This is a genomic window from Rhodococcus sp. MT28, from assembly GCF_058792695.1.
This window is the reverse complement of record NZ_JBXAFD010000001.1, coordinates 1,510,815-1,529,490: the sequence shown is the minus strand read 5'-3', so window position 1 is coordinate 1,529,490 and position 18,676 is coordinate 1,510,815. Positions and strand designations below refer to the sequence as shown.

The following is an 18,676-nucleotide window of genomic DNA, read 5'->3' as shown; positions in this document are numbered from 1 at the left end:
GGGCTCAGCTCCTATTGCATGACGCGATCAGTTCTTTCGGAGAGACGCTAAGCTCATCGTGTGATCCAGAACATGGACTTGATGTATAAATCTGAACTGGAAACTGTCAGTTCTGTCCACTGCATTTCTATTCACTGCCTTCGGAGGTTCCGGTAATGCCGATGACTGTCCGACGGCTGGCTGCCACCACCTCGCTCGGCCTCACGATCGTTGCCGGTCACGACGACGTGGATCTGTCGATCAGCTGGGCGCACGCAATCGAATTGCAGGATCCGACCCGTTGGCTCGCCGGTGGAGAGCTTGTCATGACGACGGGGCTGCATCTACCGCGTTCGGCGACAAAGCAATACGAGTACGTCGAGCGCATCGCGCAGACCGGTGCGGTGGCACTGGCGTTCGACACCGGCACCGTGCACGAGAGGGTGCCGGACGCGATCATCAGGGCCGGCGACGAACTGGGTTTTGCCGTGCTTTCCGTCGCCAAGGAGACGCCGTTCATCGCCATTTCGCGGGCCGTGATCGACGAACTGACCGCCGACCAGATACGAACGGTGCAGGCGGTGGTCGACGCGCAGGAGAAGTTGGCGCGTGCCCTGCTCGACGGGGTGCCGGCTCTGATCACTGCCCTGGGTCGAGCCGTTCACGCAGCAGTCTGTGTTCTCGATCGGGACGGCGCGGTGCTGGCTCTGACGGAAGGTGCGAGTTCGTCTCTGCCCGAACGCATCAGGGAGCGATCAGGTAAGGAGCGCAGCCGGATCGTGGTGGACGACGACGGCCATCTGGCCATTCACCGCCTTGCTGTGAGCGGCACGCTGGCCGTGGCGTCCGAGGCCGCCTTGGATCAGTCCGAGCGATTGTTGGTGGGCCACACGGTGTCGCTGTTGACCATCGAGCTTGCCAAGCCGTTGCGGGTTGTCGATGCCGAACAGCGGCTGAGGTTGGCCGTTACGACGATGGTGCGCCAGGCCGGCGGTGACGTCGACGAAAGTCTGTTGCGGTACTTCGGATTCGAATCCGAAACCACGGTGGTGGCAACCGCCTTGACCGATGTCGGACCTTTGCTTGCGGCCACCGACATCACTTCAGCGGCCCTGGAAGAAGAGTCGGTGCCGTACCTGTTGGCCCCGCTGACTGACGGAACCGGTGTGTGGTTCGTCGTGAAAAGTGAAGTTGCGGAGAAGGTCACGCGCAGTGTGTATGCGAGAGTACGGGAGAATTCACGCCGGAGTATCAACGGTGGAATCGGTGGCGTCCGGCCGATTAGCGGTGTTGCGGCCAGTCTGCGCGAGGCCGTCTCTGCTGCCAAAGTGGGGCAGGTCGAAGGACACACACTCGTTCCGTTCTCGGAACTCGGGACTTTCAGTCTCTTGTTGAGTGTGCAGTCGAGCGATGTTCTGCAGTCGATCGCGGCCAGCGGTCTCGGTGTGCTGGAAGGCTACGACGCCGAGAACGGTTCCCGTCTGGTGGACTCGATCGAAGCGTTCCTGCACCACAATGGTCAATGGGAATCCGCTGCAGCGCAATTGGGTGTTCACCGGCACACGCTGCGTAACCGCATGGACAAGGCTGCCGAGTTGATCGGGAGAGATCTCGATTCCGCCCACACCCGGTCCGAGTTGTGGATCGCACTCAAAGCTCGTGAACTGCTGCAGGCGGAATCGAATTCAGATCACGCTCGGCCGCCCCTGAGATAGACGGTGGTGGTGTGAGTGAAGAACTCTCGCGCCGCGTCGCCTTGTTCCTTGGGTCCGTATCCACTCCTCTTCGCGCCGCCGAAAGGTACGTGGGGATCAGCGCCCGCCGATTCCGAATTCACGTGCAGGATCCCCACGTCCAGATCGTCGATACCGGCCAGTGCACTGGTCAGGTCTTGCGTGAACAATGCTGCGGACAAACCGAATTCGCCCTCGTTCGCCAAGCGGAATGCGTCTGCGGTTGTTGCTGCCCGCTGCACCGCCAGTACCGGGCCGAAGAGTTCCTCGAACCACAGTTCGGTGCTCGACGGTAGTTCCAGCACTGTCGGTTGGACGTAGTAGCCCGACTGCGGCGCTTCGGCGGTGGCCACAACCCTGGCGCCGCCGTCGACGGCTCGATTGATCCCCCCGATGATCGACTGCTGCGCGTATGCGCTGACCACGGGACCTGTCGTGACGTCGGGATCGAGTGGATCTCCGACTCTCAGTTGCTTGACTTCAACGGTCAGCCTGGCCAGGAATTCCTCGGCGATGGATTCATGGAGCACCAGACGTGAAGTGGCCGTGCATTTCTGGCCGGTTGACCGAAATGCGCCCAGCATGACCTGGTCGACCGCAAGCTCGAGATCTGCGTCGGCAAGTACGACGGCTGCGTTCTTTCCACCCATTTCCGCCTGTACCGGAACTCCGCGCGCCGCAGCAGATCCCGCGATCTTTCGGCCGACGCCGGTGGAACCGGTGAAGGTGACGGCGTCGAGGTCCGGGTGATCGACCAGCGCTTCACCGGCCGCGCTGTCGGCGAGGATCATGTTCAGGACTCCGTCGGGTAGGCCCGCTTCGGTCAGTGCCTGCGCGAGACGGAAGGCCAGAAGGGGCACCGCGGCAGCCGGTTTCCAGACGACGGTGTTTCCGTACACCAAGGCAGGCGCAATCTTCCATGCCGGGATCGCGATCGGGAAGTTGAACGGCGTGACGACGCCTACCACTCCGAGAGGTTTGCGAGTGACGAGAATCTGCTCGCTGCTACGTGGGGAGGAATACACCGTTCCGGTCTCGCGGTCGGCGGCGTTGCCGTAGTAACGCAGAATCTGCGCTGCGCGGCGCACCTCTCCGATACCCTCGGCCAGCGTTTTCCCTTCTTCGCGGGTGAGTTCTTCGCCCCAGGCCTCAGCGTTGGATTCTATGATTTCCGCTGCGCGAGTGAGGTATGCGCCGCGTGCGGACATCGGCAGGCGGGCCCAGTCGTTCGCGGCGATGCGGGCGACGCGAACACCGGTCGCCATTTCGGAGGCACCGGCGCGGCCTCCGGTGGCGACAACCTCGTCGGGACGGGCCGGGTTGGTGTCCGTCAGTGTGCCGTCGCTGCCCGTGACCCAAGCTCCGCCGATCAAGCTGCGCACTGCGACGCTCATCGGACTGCGGCCACAGCGTCGCGAAGAATACCGAGTCCTTCGGTCAGCAACTCGTCGGAGATGCTCAGCGGTGGGAGGAAACGGACGACGTTTCCATAGGTGCCGGCGGTGAGCAGAAGGAGACCGTGCGCGTGGGCGTAGCTGACGATCTGGGCGACGGCCTCGCGATTCGGAGCCTTGTCCTCGTCGTGGACGAGTTCGATTGCAATCATGGCGCCGCGTCCGCGAATGTCGCCGATTATGTCTGTGTCCGAAGCGATTTCGGACAAACCTGTGGTCAGAATGTCGCCGATGTCCTTGGCGCGGTCGAGGAGCCCTTCCATCTCGATCGTCTCGAAAACTGCCAGGGCGGCCTCGCAGGCAACGGGATTGCCGCTGTACGTACCGCCGATACCACCGGGATGCGCGGCGTCCATGACGTCGGCACGGCCGGTCACGGCGGCGAGTGGCATTCCGCCGGCGAGACCTTTTGCGGTTGTGATGATGTCGGGGACGAAGTCCTCACTCTCGCTGGCGAACCAGGCTCCGGTTCGTGCGATACCGGTCTGGACCTCGTCCGCGACGACGAGAATGCCGCGCTCACGGCAGAATTCCGAGATTCGCTTCAGGAATCCCGGAGCGGGAACGATGAAACCGCCCTCACCCTGAATCGGTTCCACGACCACAGCGGCTACCGATTCGGCGCCGATCTGAGTGTCGATCGCAAGACGGAACTGGGCGAATGCTTCGTCGGCCGCGTTTTCGGGGCCGCTCGGCCAACGGTAGGGGTATGCCATCGGAACCCGGTAGACCTCTGATGCGAACGGGCCGAATGTGGCCTTGTACGGCTGGTTCTTGGCTGTCATCGTCATGGTCATCAACGTGCGACCGTGGAATGCGTGGTCGAAGACGACAACTGCCGGGCGACCGGTGGCGGCACGTGCGTATTTCACGGCGTTCTCGAGCGCTTCGCTGCCGGTGTTGAACAGCGCTGTTCGCTTCTCGTGATCTCCCGGGGTCAGGCGGTTGAGCGCTTCGCAGACCTCGAGGTACCCCTCGTAGGGGTTTGCGAGGAAACACGTATGGGTGAACTGACCGAGCTGGCGCGTGGTGCGTTCGACCACGCGCGGCGCACTGTTTCCGACGGTGGTCACGGCGATGCCGCTGCCGAAGTCGATGAACGAGTTGTCGTCGACGTCGACGACAACTCCTCCACCCGCTGCGGCAACGTAAATGCTGGATCCGCTGGTCAGCCCGGCCGGCAGTGCGGCGCTCCGGCGCTTTGCCAAAGCGCGCGAGTTGGGGCCGGGCACTTCGGTGACGAGGCGTCGTATCTGGGGAAGGGTCGGTCCACCGATGCACGTTTCCGTGCCGTGCTCGAGAATGGTCATCGCAGTGCCTCCAGTCGTTTTCCGAACTGTAGGACGGCGATGAATGATCCGGACATGGCCGGATTGTCGAGTGGCTTCTATCTCATAGGACGCCGCGTCCAGCAGGTTGTCCAGCAGGTTACTGTGCGAAACTGCCGAGGAATCGTTGCAACAGTGGGTTGTACACCTCAGGGGCTTCCCAGAACGCTGCATGCCCCACACCGGGAATCACGTGATACGTGCCCTCCCAGAGATTCGCGAAGGTCAACGACGCGACATACGACGTGTTCACGAACGGGTCCTCGGCGCCGTCGATCACCGCGAGAGGCACAGACGCCGTTGCAACCAGAGCCTTCTGATCCGATTCGCGGCCGGCGCCGAATGCGTCGAACATGATCTTGCGAGCGCGTCCGTCCGTGCGTATCGCGGCGTCGAGGGCAGCCTGCTCGAAGGGAACGGCGGTCATTCGTGCGTAGAGTTCGGCTTCTTGCGCGGTGATGACCTCGGTGCCGCCGATGGACAATCCGTCGCCGGCATTGAAGGCGTCGCCGAGCGTCTCGGGATTTGCCGGCGGCGTACCGGTGATGACGATTCCGGTGAGCCCGGGGAATTTCGCGATCAACTCGAGAGCGATGTGTCCGCCGAGCGACCAGCCGACGACAACGGCTCTTTCGATGCCGAGTTCGGTCAGAACATCGACGATGGCGTCGGCGTAACCGTTCTGCGTGTATGCGGCTTCGGGATCGCTCGCGTCCTCGGAGTCGCCGTGGCCGAGTAGGTCCAGAGTGATCATGCGGTAGTCGCCGGCCCAGTCGGCGTCGACCTGATGACGGAAGATGGAGCGGCTGGCCGAGTTCCCGTGGATGAAGACAACCGGAAAACCGTCGGTGGCACTGTCGTCGACTGCCATGACGCCATGCCGGGTTTCGATCTTGGTGGTTGTCATCGGAATCCTCATCGTTCGAAGTGCACGGTCAGCGGGTATCCACGCTACCGGGCATATGCGGCATAGAGTTCACCCGTGGACTTCGCATTGCGCTCGTGCAGTTGGCACGGTCACGAGACCTACGCTCCGGACGAACCTGAGCTGCGGGATCGACTACATGTGGATACTGCGGTGGGTCAGGCGTGGCGGTGCCTACGTTGCGGCAACTTCGTCCCGGGAGCGCCCCGAGCATCGGGACCGGCGGACGCCGCCCCCGAGGTTCCGCGGGGGAGGCTGCTTCGCGACCGGTTGATCATGCGACTTCTCGCCACCGAGAGAATGTTCCGCGCTCTGGGTTTGGTTCTTCTGGCGATCGGTGTGTTCGAACTGAGATCGTCGAAGGGTCGCGCCGAGGACGCCTTCGAGAACGAATTGCCGTTGATCAGGCCACTTGCCCGTCAATTGGGCTGGAACATCGACGATTCCAAACTGGTCCATCACATCGAGCAGGCGTTTTCGTTGTCCGCTACGACGCTCACCTGGATCGCAGTCGGGCTGTTGGTCTACGCCGGCCTTCAAGTGATCGAGGCAGTCGGCCTATGGATGGTCGAACGCTGGGGCGAGTACTTCGCGGTGGTGGCGACCAGCTTGTTCCTGCCCCTCGAAATCTACGAATTGACCGAGAAGATCACGTGGTTGAGGGCCGGGTTGCTGCTGGTGAACATCGCTGCCGTCGTATGGCTGATCTGGAGCAAGCGACTCTTCGGTGTCCGCGGCGGCGGCGCGGCGTATCACGCCGAACATTCGGAGGAGAGCTTGCTGACGGTGGAGAGGGCCGCGGTCAAGCAGGCTTCGTGAGACCAGCTTTCGACGCGGCAGCACCCGCCAGCGTTGCTGCACCGATTGTGATCATGGCGGCGAGGAGGATGGCTGCGGGTTCACCGTCGCCCATCACCCCCAATTGAGTGCCCACCGTAACTGCGGCAACCGGTACTCCCAGTTGTGCGGCGGACAGCACGCCGAGAGGGAGCGGGAGACCGAGGGCGCGTATCGCGGCGTGAACCACGAGAGTTGCTCCGCCCAAGACCAATCCGAGCCAGATGGCGGACGGATGGGTGACGAGGTCGCGCAGATTGATCGCCGCTCCCAACCAGACGAAGAAGAGGGGGGCGAAGAAGCCGTCGGTGATGGCGAAGAGCTGTTTGGCGAGGCGGCGGGGTTCACCGATCGCGGCAAGAACGAGCCCGAAGGCGAAGCCCGCGAGCATGATCGACACGTGAGTGCTCGACGCCAGCGCTGCCAGAGAAAAGAGGATCACCAGATTGATCCGGAGTTCGAGTGCAAACTTTCGTTTCTCCGAGAATTTGTGGAGCCTTCGCCAATGGCCGGACCGGTGGAAGGCTCGCAGTACGAAGAACAAGGCAACCGCACACGCCGCCACAGCCAGTGCGCCGACACCGGCACGAGGGGCATTGTCCGGATCGATCACCAAAGGCAGCGCAACAATGCAGACGGTGTCCGCGATCGCGACCTGGGCAGTCATCTGCAGAACCGAGGTTCCACCGAGCCCCAGCGAATCGACGATGGGGAGAATCAACGCCGCGGACGACGACGCGATCAGGACCGCGTACAGCGCGGCGTGACCGGTGCCGAATGCCGTCGCCGCACCGTAGCCGGCAACAACCGACAGAAGTCCGACGACAACCGAGCGAACGGCACCCTTGCCGATTGCCGCACGGACTGCCGGATCGCGAACCGGGACGTGTGAGCCGGCCACCATCATCGTGAGCGCGAATCCGATATCGGCCAGGAACGTGAAAGTCTGGTCCGAAGAGTCGAGCAGCCCGAAACCGGTGACACCGAAGACGACGCCCGCGGCAAGTTCGCCGACCACCACGGGGACATGCCAGCTGACGCGAGCGCCGAGCAGCGGGCCGAGAATGCCGGCCAGCGCGACGAGGGCAAGGATGCCGAAGGTCATCGACGACCTACGAGTTAACTGTCGAGGGTGCGATCTTCGCGGGGATGGCGGTGTTCTCGTCCACGTGGTAGCTCGCACAGACACGGTGGTAGCCGTCGGCGATCTGCGCCGGTACTCCGGCGCGGAAGTCTCCCTGCACCAGCAGGATCGGCGACAGCGCGATCCCCTTGCGGATCTTCAACAGGTCGGCAGCCACGTGTGGGTTGTCGACCGGAAGCAGAGGGAGCCCAGCAGCCCGCAGGATGTCTTTGGCCTTCTTCGAGACCAGCGTCGCCGTCTTGAGGGCGTACACGAGAGCTTGGACCTGAACCGGCGTCGCGCCCAACTGGAGGTAATCGCGGGCCGCCGGGTAGTCGTGCTCGTCCGGCAGGTCCTTCCAGAGAACGGCGGGAGCCTTCTCGGCTACCTTCGGCTCTGCTGTCTTGGGAGCCTTCGGCTGCGCTGCCTTCGACGCCTTCGGCTGGGCTGCCTTCGACGTTTTGCTCTTGGCCATCTGTGCTGTTTCCTTCAGTGTCGGTCCGCGAGTGGAGCTGGTGCAGAAATCGTGCACTATCAGCGCCGCAGGCACCACATCGGAGCTGTTTGGCCCCCTAGGCGGCGGGTAATCAGCAGACTGCGGGGGAACGAGCAGGAGGCGAAGCAATGAAGCGGATTCTCGCAGTGCTCGCAGCGCTGATCCTGGCGGTGTTCGCACTGACCGCGTGCAGTGACAACAACGATTCGTCGGACAACGATTCGGCCGATCACGACGGCATGGCGATGACCAGTATGCCGATGACCAGCATGCCGACCAGTATGTCGATGCCGAGCATGCCTCTGGGTATGTCGACGCCGGGAGCGTCGTCGATGGGAATCGTGATCAGCGGCTTCGAGTATTCGACGCCGGAGTCGGTGATGCCCGGACAGGTACTGACCATTCAGAACAACGACACCGTCGAGCACTCGGTCACGTCCGATACCGCGGGGTTGTTCAACGAGGACATCGAAGCGGGTGAGACGGAAACCATCACGGTGCCGAACGAGCCTGGAACGTACACGTTCCACTGCACCTACCACCCGAGCATGCACGGCACCTTGACGGTCAAGTAGAGGTCGGCCCGTCCGGCGTAGCTTTTGCTCCGGAAACTTCGGCGGCGCGCAGCCGATCAGGCTGGTGGAGAACAGATCCGGGTGTACGGTTTTCAGGTGCGCCGGAGAACAGCGATCAGTGTCGTCACGCTCGTGGTTTGCGCCCTCGGCTTTTCGCCGCCGGCGCTCGCGGATTCACCGAACGGCTCGTATTCGTCACAGCTGCTGTACTTCTCGGTCGATGTCGGGCCTGAACTCTCGACGCCGTGCACCGTCGTCGGTGAACTCTTTGTTCCCGATGGTGTCGACGCTGACAACCCAGCTCCCGCGATCCTGACCACCAACGGGTTCGGCGGTTCGTACAAGGACCAGATTCCGGCCCTGCAGAACTTCGCCGAGAACGGGTACGTCGGACTGACGTATTCGGGATTGGGTTTCGGCGGCTCGAGTTGCAAGATCACCCTCGACTCTCCCGCATACGACGGTGTCGCCGCTTCCCAGTTGGTCAGCTTCCTCGGCGGCCAAGAAGGGATTGCCTTCACGGATCAGGCTCTGACGCAGCCCTATCCGGCGCTCACCGCGGTGGTTCAGGACTCCGTCGATCACACCGGTGCACCGTCGACGAACGACCCGCGGGTCGGAATGACGGGTGGCTCTTACGGCGGCGGCATTCAATTCGCCGCCGCGAGTGTCGATCCCCGCATCGACACCATCATCCCCATGATCACCTGGAACGATCTCTCGTATTCTCTGGCGCCCAACAGCACCGGGACCATCTCCGGAGTGTCGACTGCGGAGCCGGGAGCAGCGAAGGTGCTCTTTGCATCGCTGCTCTTCGGCGCGGGCATCGCGAATCCCGGTGTGGACGGTTACATCGCAGATCCCGCACGGCTACCCGGCTGCCCGAACTACGTCCCTTACATGTGCAACGCGATCGCCGAGGCAGTGGTGACCGGCGATATCGGACCGCAAGTAGTGAGTGAGCTCCGAGCGTCGTCGGTCTCGTCGTTCGTCGACCGGATCAATATTCCGGTACTGCTTGCTCAGGGGCAACAGGACACCCTGTTCGATCTGAACGAGGCAACCGCGACTTACGACGCGCTGAAGGATCGTGGCGTCGATGCCAAGATGATTTGGCATTCGTGGGGGCACAGCCACTTGGCCGCTGCGCCGGGCGAGTTCAGCTTCTCCGCACCCGACGAGGATACCCAGTACGAGACCGGTCGCTTCATGGACTGGTTCGATCACTACCTCAAGGACGAGAACACGGAGACCGGCCCGGAATTCGCGTATTTCCGCAACTGGATCGACTACGAGGGAAACGCGGCACCGGCCTACGCGACGTCCGACACCGTCGATGTCGGGACCGCTCGCGCCTTCCATCTGTCCGCTGACGGGGGACTGCTACCGGACGGCACGCCGGTGATACCGGGTTCGAAGACGATCGTCACCGCACCGGCTGGGCTGCCGACGGGCGTAGAGCCACTCAATATCAATCCGGCCGGAAACATTCCGAATGCACAGATTCCGGGAACCGAGGCGCTCTGGACCACTGCGCCGATGACCGAGGCGATGGACGTGGTGGGAGCCCCCACTGTGACGCTGCGTGTTGCGGCGCCCGGACAGCCGGTGGTGTTCGCGAAACTCTACGACGTGGCTCCGGACGGAACTTCCTCGCTGATCAACGGACTCATCGCACCCATACGCATCAGTGATCCGTCGCAGCCGGTGCCGGTGACGATGCCGGCGATAGTGCACCGATTCGAGCCAGGGCATTCCGTGCGTCTCGCGATCACCGGTGGCGACATCAGTTTCCGTGGGGGACTGCAAGGTATGCCGGTGACGATCTTTGCCGACGGTTCCGGCCCCCTCGAACTTCCCGTCGTGGGCTGATACACCGTGGGCTGATACACCGTGGGCTGAATTTCAGCGGGTGATGGTTCGACTGTCGCCGCGGAACTCGGCCACGACGGTGTCGCCATTGCGAACGGTCACGTCGTAGATCCCACTTCGGCCGCCTCGAGCCTTCTCGGTGGCGACCGCGGTCAAGGTGTCGCCCAGACGGGTCGGACGCAGAAATCTGATGTCCGCGCGCGCTGCAACGGCTGAATCCTCGTAGCCGTTGCAGGCGAGCGCAAACGCGGTGTCCGCGAGCAGGAAAACATAACCGCCGTGTGTGATTCCGTGACCGTTCACCATGGTTTCGCCCACGGTGACGGTCACGGTTGCGCTACCGGGCGCCAGCTCGGAAATCTCGATACCGAGTGCCTGCGATGCCTGGTCCGCGTCGAACATCTCTCTGGCGGTGATGCTTCCTGTACTCACGAGACAACTCCTGTGTGATCGGGAAATTGCAGGGGTCTAGAGGACCGAGACAACTTCCTGGACATACATGTCGACCGTGCCGGTGGCAAAGTTTGCGACATCTTTTCCAGCGGCGCCCATCTCCGGGGACTTCAGGCCGCTCTGCATCGTCTCGAGATCGGGAAACACGAGGTTGGCGACGGCATAGAAGACTGGATCGGAGCCGTCCAGCGTCGAGCACTTGCTGAACGTGAAGTCCGAGAGCCCTGGTACTGCGCTGGCGAGCGGGACGTGGATCTCGTTGTAGTACTTGTCGAAAGCCTCCGGATCGGTGGGGCGTCCGTAACACACTGCTACTCGATAGGTCATGTGCTTTCAATTCCCTTCGGGGCGAGTCTTGGCTACCAGAGTCAGGACGTCGTATGTCGCGACCGGATCGTTGTCCTGGTTCGTCACCACGGCGTCCCAACGAACCTCACCGTAGTCTGCGCTGCTGCGAGGTGTGATGGTCTTGGCTGTGAGGGTGACCGTCAGGCTGTCTTCGGCTTTGACCGGAGTCAGGAACCTGAGGCTGTCCACGCCGAAGTTCGCGAGAACCGGGCCGGGAGCCGGGTCGACGAACAGGCCCGCAGCGAGTGAGACAACAAGATAGCCGTGCGCGACGATGCCGCCGAAGAGTGGATTCGCCGCAGCGGCCACCGGATCGGTGTGAGCGTAGAAGGTGTCACCGGTGAACTCTGCAAAATGATCGATGTCTGCGAGTGTGACCTGGCGCGGACCGCCGACAACAGTGTCACCGATCTTCAACTCGGCGAGACTCTTTCGGAATGGATGTTCGGATCCGGTCGTGCGCTGCGATCCGGTGAACCAGCGCTCGCCGACTGCGGTGAGGACGTCGGGTGTGCCCTGTACGGCGGTCCGCTGCATGTGGTGCAGAACTCCGCGGATGCCACCCAGCTCCTCACCGCCGCCGGCACGGCCGGGACCGCCGTGTACGAGGACTGGAAGGGGAGAGCCGTGGCCGGTGGATTCCTTGGCGTCGTCGCGGTTCAGGACGAGCACTCTGCCGTGAAAAGCTGCGAGGCCCAGCACCAGTCGACGTGCGATGTCGGTGTCGGCAGTGACCACCGAGGCGACGAGGCTTCCCTCGCCATGGGCCGCGAGTTCGATCGCATGATCGATGCCGTCGTATCCGATGACGGTGCTGACGGGTCCGAAGGCCTCCAGCTCGTGTACCTCGTGCGCATTCTCTTCCGCCCGGAGAAGGACAGGGGAAAGGAAGGCTCCTGACTGGCCGTCGGCACCGACCACGTCGACGTTGTCCGGGTCTCCGAATACGATAGTTGCCGACTTCGTCAGACCGCGAATGGATTTCAAGACTTCGTCACGCTGTTCGATGCTGGCGAGAGCTCCCATCGTGACGCCGTCGGCATCGGGGTGTCCCACGACCACTTTGTTCAGTCGCTCGGATGCGGCATCGACAACGGCGTCGACCAGCGAGACCGGGACCAGGGCGCGCCGGATCGCCGTGCACTTCTGACCAGCCTTGACTGTCATTTCGGTGACGAGTTGTTTGACGTACAAATCGAATTCGGGCGTTCCTGGTACGGCGTCCTCGCCAAGGATCGACGCGTTGAGTGAATCGGCCTCGGCATTGAAATGGACGCCCTTGCCGACGACGTTCGGGTGAGCACGCAGCGTTGCGGCGGTGTCGGCGGATCCGGTGAATGCCACTGAGTCCTGCCCGCCGAGGTGATCGAGGAGGCCCCGTGCACTACCGGAGAGCAGTTGGACGGAACCCTCCGGGAGCAAGCCTGATTCGATGATGCGCCGGAAGACGAGTTCGGTGAGATATGCCGTGGAACTGGCAGGTTTGACGATGGACGGCACCCCCGCGATGAATGCCGGTGCCAGCTTCTCCAGGAACCCCCACACCGGGAAATTGAAGGCGTTGATCTGCACGGCGACGCCGCGACGTGATGTATAGATGTGTTGCCCGAGGAAGGTTCCGCCTTTGCCGAGAGGCTCGACGTTTCCGTCCAGAAAGACTGTGCTGTAGGGCAATTCGCGCCGAGCCTTGCTCGCGTAGCTCAGCAGGGTCCCGAATCCGCCGTCGATGTCCACCCCGGAATCTCGCGTCGTCGCACCGGTGGCAGTGGAGAGTGTGTAGAACTCGGCTTTTCCTGCCATCAACGTGAGGGCGAGAGCCTTGAGCGCGCCGGCACGTTCGTGGAAGGTCATCGCGGACAGCGCAGGCCCGCCGACCTCGCGTGCGTACGTAACCATCTCGGCGAGGTCGATGCCGGTTGCGGAGATCCGGGCCACCTCCGATCCGTCCACTGCGCTCGGCAACGGGGTACCTGCGTCCGGTGCGGCGTACCACTGACCGGCCACATAGCTTTCCAACAGTCTGCTCACGACAACTCCATCTCACCGTACGTTCGGTCGGTAATTACGATCGCCCGGTAACGCCGCGTTGTCAAGGATTCGGCAGAACTGCCTGGAGTCAGGCCTTGCGAAGTCCGTCGAAAGTGACGGCGACGACCGCGTCGGCGATGTCGGAGACGGACTCACCCGCTCGGGGTTTGTACCACTCGATCAGTGAGTTGACGGTGCCGAACATCAGCTTGCTGGCGAGGGCTGGTTCGATGTCCGGGCGCAAGTCTCCCTCCGCTGCGGCGGACGCGACGAGACCTCCGACGAAGTTGTCGAATTCGCGTCGACGAGCTAGCGCGGCGCGCTCGACCGTCGTGTTGCCGCGGACGCGCAGGAGCAGGGTGACGTATGGAAGCTCTGCGACCAGCACCTCTACGCTGCGCCGGACCAGGTATTCGAGCCGGTCGATGTACGGACCGGTGGTGGCGCCCTCTTCGGTCGTGACCGCAAACAGGGCGTTGAGTGCACGCGAAAGGGCGAGTTCGAGAAGTTCTGACTTTCCGGACACATGGTGGTAGATCGAGGACTTCGTGATGCCGAGTTTCTTGGCGAGCACCTCCATGCTGGCGCCGTCGTAGCCCTTGTCGTTGAACACCTTCACGGCCACGGCCAGGAGCGAATCGAGGTCGTAGCCGGGACGTCCGGGGAGGCCGGTGCGTCGAGTGGGGCGTGCCGTAGTCATGTCCCCATCTTCTCAGTTCGGGCAAAGCTGTGCACCATCCTCGTTCTCACCCTTGCCAAACGACCGAATGTTCGGTTACTAATGGAGAAGAGCGAGAAGGAGCGAATGTGAACACCCTGCACGTGGACGAGCGCGAGGATCGCGTCGTGGTCACCCTCGACAGGCCCGCGCAACGCAATGCGATCAACGCGGAAATGATCGACGAACTGCATCAGGTTTGTGGACGCCTCGAACGGGATCCGAAGCTGCTCCTGCTTGCCGGGCGCGGAGACCACTTCGCGGGCGGCGCTGACATCGCGGAGCTCCGAGCGCGCGGACGAGAGGAAGCGTTTGCGGGTATCAACCGGACCCTGTTCGACCGTATCGGAAAGCTCCCGCTGCCCACCGTGGCCGCCGTGAGCGGCTATGCGCTCGGCGGCGGGGCAGAGTTGACCTACGCCTGTGACATTCGCGTCGCGACAACGACGGCGGTCTTCGGTAATCCCGAGCCCAATCTCGGCATAATGGCAGCCGCCGGCGCCAGCTATCGATTGCCGAAGCTCGTCGGCGTCTCGATCGCGAAGCAGATGCTCCTCGGTGCCAGGAACCTCGACGCCGAGCAGGCGCTACGAGCGGGCCTGGTTGTCGAGGTAACCGAACCGAACTGCCACGTCGACGCAGCGCATCGGCTGCTCGACCGCATTTCCCGACTGTCCCCGCTGGCACTGCGATTGACCAAGATCATCGTCGATGCGCCGGGATCGCATCCGTTTGCCGACGACATCGCCCAGGCCGTCCTGTTCGAGAGTTCGGACAAGCGCGATCGCATGACGGCCTTCCTGGAGAAGAAATCATGACTGAAGCAGTTGCACCGAAGACCGTCGGAGTCATCGGCGGTGGACGCATGGGTGCGGGTATCGCCCAGGTGTTCGCCAGTCTCGGCGGGGCGGTCACCATCGCGGAGAGTGGCGACACCGCGGCCGCGTTGCAGCGTGTTTCCGCCGGCCTCGACAGAGCTCACGAGCGAGGGAAACTCGACGACCAGGACCCCGCGACGGTGCTGGCGCGCGTGAGCACCGTGGACGCAGTGACCTCGTTGCCACCGTCGCTCGACCTGATCGTCGAGGCGGTCCCGGAAATTGCGGCCCTCAAGGTCGAGGTGCTCGCCGCTGCGGAAACTGTTGCCGGAGAAAGCACCGTGATCGCCAGTAACACCAGTTCCATGTCGATCGCCGAACTCGGCGCAGCGCTGACGGATCCGGGCCGGTTCATCGGTATGCACTTCTTCAATCCAGTCCCGGCGTCGCTGTTGGTCGAGATCGTCCGGGCGCCTCAGACCCGCCCCGAGGTTGTCGACTCGGTACGAGCATGGGTGTCGATGCTCGGCAAAGCCGAGGTGCTCGTCAACGACTCACCTGGTTTTGCAACCAGCCGGCTTGGTGTCGGTCTCGGGCTCGAAGCCATCCGCATGCTCGAAGAGGGTGTGGCGGACGCGGAATCGATCGACCGAGCAATGGAATTGGGGTATCGGCATCCGATGGGCCCGCTGCGTTCGACAGATCTGGTCGGGTTGGATGTGCGCCTGGCGATCGCCGAACACCTCGCGAGCACGCTCGGTGATCGATTTGCACCTCCAGCACTGCTGCGAGAGAAGGTGGCTCGCGGCGAGTTGGGGCGCAAGACGGGACAGGGTTTTCACACATGGAGCTGAACCGAACTGCCTGCGAAAGGAACATCGATGACTGACGTGATTCGCTTGGAGATCGAGCGAGGTTTGGCGACAATCACTCTCGACCGACCCAAGGCCGCCAATGCCGTCAACGGCGAAATGAAGTCTCAGCTGCTCGAAGCGTTGCTGCAGGTCCACACGGACGCAGAGGTTCGAGCGGTGTTGATTCTCGCCGAAGGCAAGAACTTCTGCGTCGGTCAGGATCTGGGCGAGCACGCTGCAGCGTTGGATGCTGATCCGGCGCACGCGATGGATACCGTCGAGGCGCACTACAACCCCATCGTCACGGCGCTGTCGACGCTCTCTGTCCCGGTCGTGGTGGGTATCGGCGGTGCCTGCGTCGGGGCCGGGTTGGGAATCGCGTTGGCCGGAGACATCCGTGTCGTGGGGGCTCGCGCGAGCTTTGCGACGGCATTCACCGGCATCGGTCTGGCCAGTGACTCCGGGCTCAGTCATGCGCTCGTGCACGCGCTCGGACCTAGCCGCGCCAGTGGCCTGATGTTGCTCGGCGACAAGTTCGACGCGCAGAGCGCGCTGGAGTGGGGCTTGGTTCATCGCGTGGTGGCCGACGAGGACGTCGCAGCTGAGGCTCGGGTACTCGCGCGTCGGCTTGCCGACGGACCCACCGCGGCCTTCGCCCACGTGAAATCGCTGATCCGTGCCGTTGCTCCTGGGCTTTCCCAGACGCTGGCGGCCGAGGCGAACGCACAGGTGGAGCTGGGTTCCACGGCAGATCATCGAGGCGCAGTCACGGCTTTCCTGTCGAAGCAGAAGCCGGTTTTCGGGGGCCGCTGATTTCTGGTGCGGCGAAAGATTCTCTTGTGTGCTGGGACACCTCGGTGCATACTAGTTACCAACCGATCATTCGGTAATAAAAGGTAGGTACGATGACCAACGTGGAAGCTCCACAAGACCTGCAGAACCTGTTCGACGAGACGATCGCGGCAGACCAGCGCATCGAGCCTCGCGACTGGATGCCGGACGGCTACCGCAAGACTCTGATCCGTCAGGTTGCCCAGCATGCGCACTCCGAAATCATCGGAATGCAGCCCGAGGGAAACTGGCTCACCCGTGCGCCTTCGTTGCGACGCAAGGCGATCTTGATGGCGAAGGTCCAGGACGAAGCCGGGCACGGTCTGTATCTCTACTCCGCGGCCGAGACGCTCGGTGCCGATCGTGGCGATCTGACCACCAAACTGATCGAGGGAAAGCAGAAGTACTCCTCGATCTTCAACTATCCGACGCTGACATACGCCGACGTGGGTGTGATCGGATGGCTGGTCGATGGAGCTGCTATCTGCAATCAGGTTCCGCTGTGCCGCAGCTCCTTCGGGCCGTATGCGCGCGCGATGATCCGTGTGTGCAAGGAGGAATCGTTCCATCAGCGGCAAGGCTTCGAGCTGTTGGCGACGATGATGCGCGGCACGGAAGCTCAACGGGCAATGGTGCAGGAAGCCGTCGACCGATGGTGGTGGCCCGCTCTGATGATGTTCGGACCGCCGGACGACGAATCGCCGAACACCGAGCAGTCGATGAAGTGGCGCATCAAGCGGCACACGAACGACGAACTGCGGCAACGATTCGTGGACATGTCGATACCGCAGGCCGAGATGCTCGGTGTGACCTTCCCTGATCCCGACCTGCGCTGGAACCCCGAGCGTGGCGCACACGATTTCGGCGAGCCGGACTGGAGCGAATTCATGGACGTGGTCCGCGGCAACGGAGCGGCGAGCGTCGAGCGGATCACCAATCGGAAAGCCGCACAAGACAACGGGGCCTGGGTTCGCGACGCCGCGTACGCCTTTGCACAGCGCGAGAGACTCGCGCACGATCGCACGACTGGGGAAACATCATGAGCGAGAACGATCAGGTACAGCGCGATCAGGTGCGGGGCGAATGGCCTTTGTACGAGGTATTTCTGAGGGGAAAGCGCGGACTGAACCACGTGCATGTCGGATCCCTGCGCGCGGCAGACGATCAGATGGCCCTACGCCACGCGCGCGACGTCTACACCAGACGTAACGAAGGCGTGAGCATCTGGGTCGTGCCGTCAGCGAACATCGTGGCTTCGAGTCCGGCAGAAAAGGATCCGTTCTTCGCGCCGAGCGGCGACAAGGTCTACCGGCACCCGACTTTCTACGACATCCCGGACTCCGTTCCGCACATGTGAGAATCACTTCGACTTCGAGGACCAACAGATGAACGATCACGACAGTGCCTACGACGGCCTGGTCGACGGCGACGGCCACGGTCAGTGGGCGTTCGGAACCAGCTTCGACGACCCCCTCGCCGGAGTCGACACCACGGTGCCGGATGACGTCGATCTCGGTGCGCTGGCGCGCTACTGCCTCATGCTCGGCGACGACGCGCTCGTCAGTTCGCAGCGCCTCGCCGAATGGTCGACGCGGGCACCGGAACTCGAAGAAGAGGTAGCTCTCGCGAATGTCGGTCTGGACTTGATCGGGCAGGCCAGGCTGCTGCTGGCTCGCGCGGCAGCAGCCGATTCCACTGTCGTTCCGTTCATCTCGGACACGTCGCCGGTGCCGGCTGAAGATGCGCTTGCCTTCTTTCGTGATCAGTTCCGTTTCCGCAACGTGAGACTGGTGGAGCTCGCCAACGGCGACTTCGCGCACACGGTCGTTCGGCTGCTCGTGTTCTCGACCTGGCGGCTGGCGCTGTTCGATCGGCTCCGCACATCGCGGGACCCGGTCCTCGCGGCCGTGGCGAACAAGGGCGTCAAAGAACTGACCTACCACCGCGACTACGCGGCAAGATGGGTCGTCACGTTGGGCGCCGGCACGGCAGAATCCAAGCGTCGGACTGCCGCGGCCCTGCTCGAGATCTTCCCGTTCGTGGACGAACTCTTTGTTCCCACCCAGGACGAACTCGTTTTGGCAGAAGTTGGCGTCGGAGTGGATCCGCGTACTGTTCGGCCGGAGTTCGACGCTGTTCTTGCCCAGGTCCTCCATGCAGCCGAAATGGAAGAGCCCCCTTCGCGTTTCTCCGGTTTCGTCGGCGGCCGCGGCGGGCGTGCCGGACTGCACACCGGGGCACTGGGGCTACTTCTCGCCGAAATGCAGAGCGTCGCTCGGGAGCATCCGGAAGGGGTGTGGTGAC

General features: G+C 63.0%; 19 protein-coding genes. 10 read left to right on the top strand and 9 right to left on the bottom strand.

The window, feature by feature from the left end; all coding sequences use genetic code 11:
* The first annotated feature begins 161 nt into the window (after window positions 1–161).
* Window positions 162–1,694: a PucR family transcriptional regulator gene (locus AC1Q6C_RS07415; protein ID WP_228401428.1), complete on the top strand. Its 1,533-nt coding sequence runs from the start codon at window positions 162–164 to the stop codon at window positions 1,692–1,694.
* On the opposite strand, the gene AC1Q6C_RS07410 is transcribed toward AC1Q6C_RS07415, so the two are convergent.
* From AC1Q6C_RS07410 to AC1Q6C_RS07400, 3 genes are all read right to left on the bottom strand, one after another.
* Window positions 1,670–3,106 carry an aldehyde dehydrogenase family protein gene (locus AC1Q6C_RS07410; RefSeq protein WP_162114105.1) on the bottom strand — a complete coding sequence of 479 codons (1,437 nt, stop codon included), beginning with the start codon at window positions 3,104–3,106 and terminating at the stop codon, window positions 1,670–1,672. The genes AC1Q6C_RS07415 and AC1Q6C_RS07410 overlap by 25 nt on opposite strands.
* Window positions 3,103–4,476, bottom strand: a complete 1,374-nt coding sequence (gene gabT, locus AC1Q6C_RS07405) for a 4-aminobutyrate--2-oxoglutarate transaminase (protein ID WP_162114106.1) — start codon at window positions 4,474–4,476, stop codon at window positions 3,103–3,105. Before gabT ends, AC1Q6C_RS07410 begins: the two co-directional genes overlap by 4 nt.
* Window positions 4,477–4,594: 118 nt before the next feature.
* Window positions 4,595–5,401: an alpha/beta fold hydrolase gene (locus tag AC1Q6C_RS07400; RefSeq protein WP_492666474.1), complete on the bottom strand. Its 807-nt coding sequence runs from the start codon at window positions 5,399–5,401 to the stop codon at window positions 4,595–4,597.
* A 75-nt stretch (window positions 5,402–5,476) separates the two neighbouring features.
* On the opposite strand from AC1Q6C_RS07400, the gene AC1Q6C_RS07395 reads away from it, so the two are divergent.
* Window positions 5,477–6,238, top strand: a complete 762-nt coding sequence (locus AC1Q6C_RS07395) for a DUF2127 domain-containing protein (RefSeq protein ID WP_003943067.1) — start codon at window positions 5,477–5,479, stop codon at window positions 6,236–6,238.
* Here the strand turns inward: AC1Q6C_RS07395 and AC1Q6C_RS07390 are convergent.
* Window positions 6,222–7,361, bottom strand: a complete 1,140-nt coding sequence (locus tag AC1Q6C_RS07390) for a cation:proton antiporter (protein ID WP_030536077.1) — start codon at window positions 7,359–7,361, stop codon at window positions 6,222–6,224. The two genes, AC1Q6C_RS07395 and AC1Q6C_RS07390, sit on opposite strands and share 17 nt — an antisense overlap.
* 7 nt (window positions 7,362–7,368) lie before the next feature.
* On the bottom strand, window positions 7,369–7,731 hold the full coding sequence (locus AC1Q6C_RS07385) for a hypothetical protein (RefSeq protein ID WP_042446474.1): 363 nt from the start codon (window positions 7,729–7,731) through the stop codon (window positions 7,369–7,371).
* Window positions 7,732–8,003: 272 nt separating this feature from the next.
* Here AC1Q6C_RS07385 and AC1Q6C_RS07380 point away from each other — a divergent pair, with 272 nt between their 5' ends.
* A complete protein-coding gene (locus tag AC1Q6C_RS07380; RefSeq protein ID WP_003943263.1) occupies window positions 8,004–8,450 on the top strand; it encodes a cupredoxin domain-containing protein in 447 nt (148 codons plus the stop codon).
* Window positions 8,451–8,531: 81 nt separating this feature from the next.
* A complete protein-coding gene (locus tag AC1Q6C_RS07375; RefSeq protein WP_162114107.1) occupies window positions 8,532–10,322 on the top strand; it encodes a CocE/NonD family hydrolase in 1,791 nt (596 codons plus the stop codon).
* A 33-nt stretch (window positions 10,323–10,355) separates the two neighbouring features.
* Here AC1Q6C_RS07375 and paaI read toward each other — a convergent pair whose 3' ends face one another.
* From paaI to AC1Q6C_RS07355, 4 genes are all read right to left on the bottom strand, one after another.
* On the bottom strand, window positions 10,356–10,724 hold the full coding sequence (gene paaI, locus AC1Q6C_RS07370) for a hydroxyphenylacetyl-CoA thioesterase PaaI (RefSeq protein WP_046380079.1): 369 nt from the start codon (window positions 10,722–10,724) through the stop codon (window positions 10,356–10,358).
* 66 nt (window positions 10,725–10,790) lie between these two features.
* The gene (locus tag AC1Q6C_RS07365; protein ID WP_003943191.1) at window positions 10,791–11,102 is read right to left on the bottom strand and encodes an EthD family reductase; all 312 of its coding nucleotides are present in this window, start codon (window positions 11,100–11,102) and stop codon (window positions 10,791–10,793) included.
* 6 nt (window positions 11,103–11,108) lie between these two features.
* Window positions 11,109–13,151: a phenylacetic acid degradation bifunctional protein PaaZ gene (gene paaZ / locus AC1Q6C_RS07360; protein ID WP_492666473.1), complete on the bottom strand. Its 2,043-nt coding sequence runs from the start codon at window positions 13,149–13,151 to the stop codon at window positions 11,109–11,111.
* 88 nt (window positions 13,152–13,239) lie between these two features.
* Complete coding sequence (locus AC1Q6C_RS07355) at window positions 13,240–13,851, bottom strand: TetR/AcrR family transcriptional regulator (protein WP_007730612.1); 612 nt, start codon at window positions 13,849–13,851, stop codon at window positions 13,240–13,242.
* A gap of 107 nt (window positions 13,852–13,958) precedes the next feature.
* Here AC1Q6C_RS07355 and AC1Q6C_RS07350 point away from each other — a divergent pair, with 107 nt between their 5' ends.
* The 6 genes from AC1Q6C_RS07350 (at window position 13,959) to paaC (ending at window position 18,675) form a co-directional block, all read left to right on the top strand.
* Window positions 13,959–14,687 (top strand): enoyl-CoA hydratase/isomerase family protein, encoded by a 729-nt coding sequence (locus tag AC1Q6C_RS07350; protein WP_058226874.1) that lies wholly within the window; start codon window positions 13,959–13,961, stop codon window positions 14,685–14,687.
* A complete protein-coding gene (locus AC1Q6C_RS07345) occupies window positions 14,684–15,541 on the top strand; it encodes a 3-hydroxyacyl-CoA dehydrogenase family protein (RefSeq protein WP_007730617.1) in 858 nt (285 codons plus the stop codon). The genes AC1Q6C_RS07350 and AC1Q6C_RS07345 overlap by 4 nt, the downstream gene beginning before the upstream one ends.
* Window positions 15,542–15,568: 27 nt before the next feature.
* A complete protein-coding gene (locus AC1Q6C_RS07340; RefSeq protein WP_058226875.1) occupies window positions 15,569–16,354 on the top strand; it encodes an enoyl-CoA hydratase/isomerase family protein in 786 nt (261 codons plus the stop codon).
* Window positions 16,355–16,446: 92 nt separating this feature from the next.
* Window positions 16,447–17,415 carry a 1,2-phenylacetyl-CoA epoxidase subunit PaaA gene (gene paaA, locus AC1Q6C_RS07335; protein ID WP_492666472.1) on the top strand — a complete coding sequence of 323 codons (969 nt, stop codon included), beginning with the start codon at window positions 16,447–16,449 and terminating at the stop codon, window positions 17,413–17,415.
* Window positions 17,412–17,729, top strand: a complete 318-nt coding sequence (paaB, locus tag AC1Q6C_RS07330; protein ID WP_007730622.1) for a 1,2-phenylacetyl-CoA epoxidase subunit PaaB — start codon at window positions 17,412–17,414, stop codon at window positions 17,727–17,729. Before paaA ends, paaB begins: the two co-directional genes overlap by 4 nt.
* Before the next feature lie 28 nt (window positions 17,730–17,757).
* Complete coding sequence (gene paaC, locus AC1Q6C_RS07325; protein ID WP_492666471.1) at window positions 17,758–18,675, top strand: 1,2-phenylacetyl-CoA epoxidase subunit PaaC; 918 nt, start codon at window positions 17,758–17,760, stop codon at window positions 18,673–18,675.
* Window position 18,676: the final 1 nt, after the last annotated feature.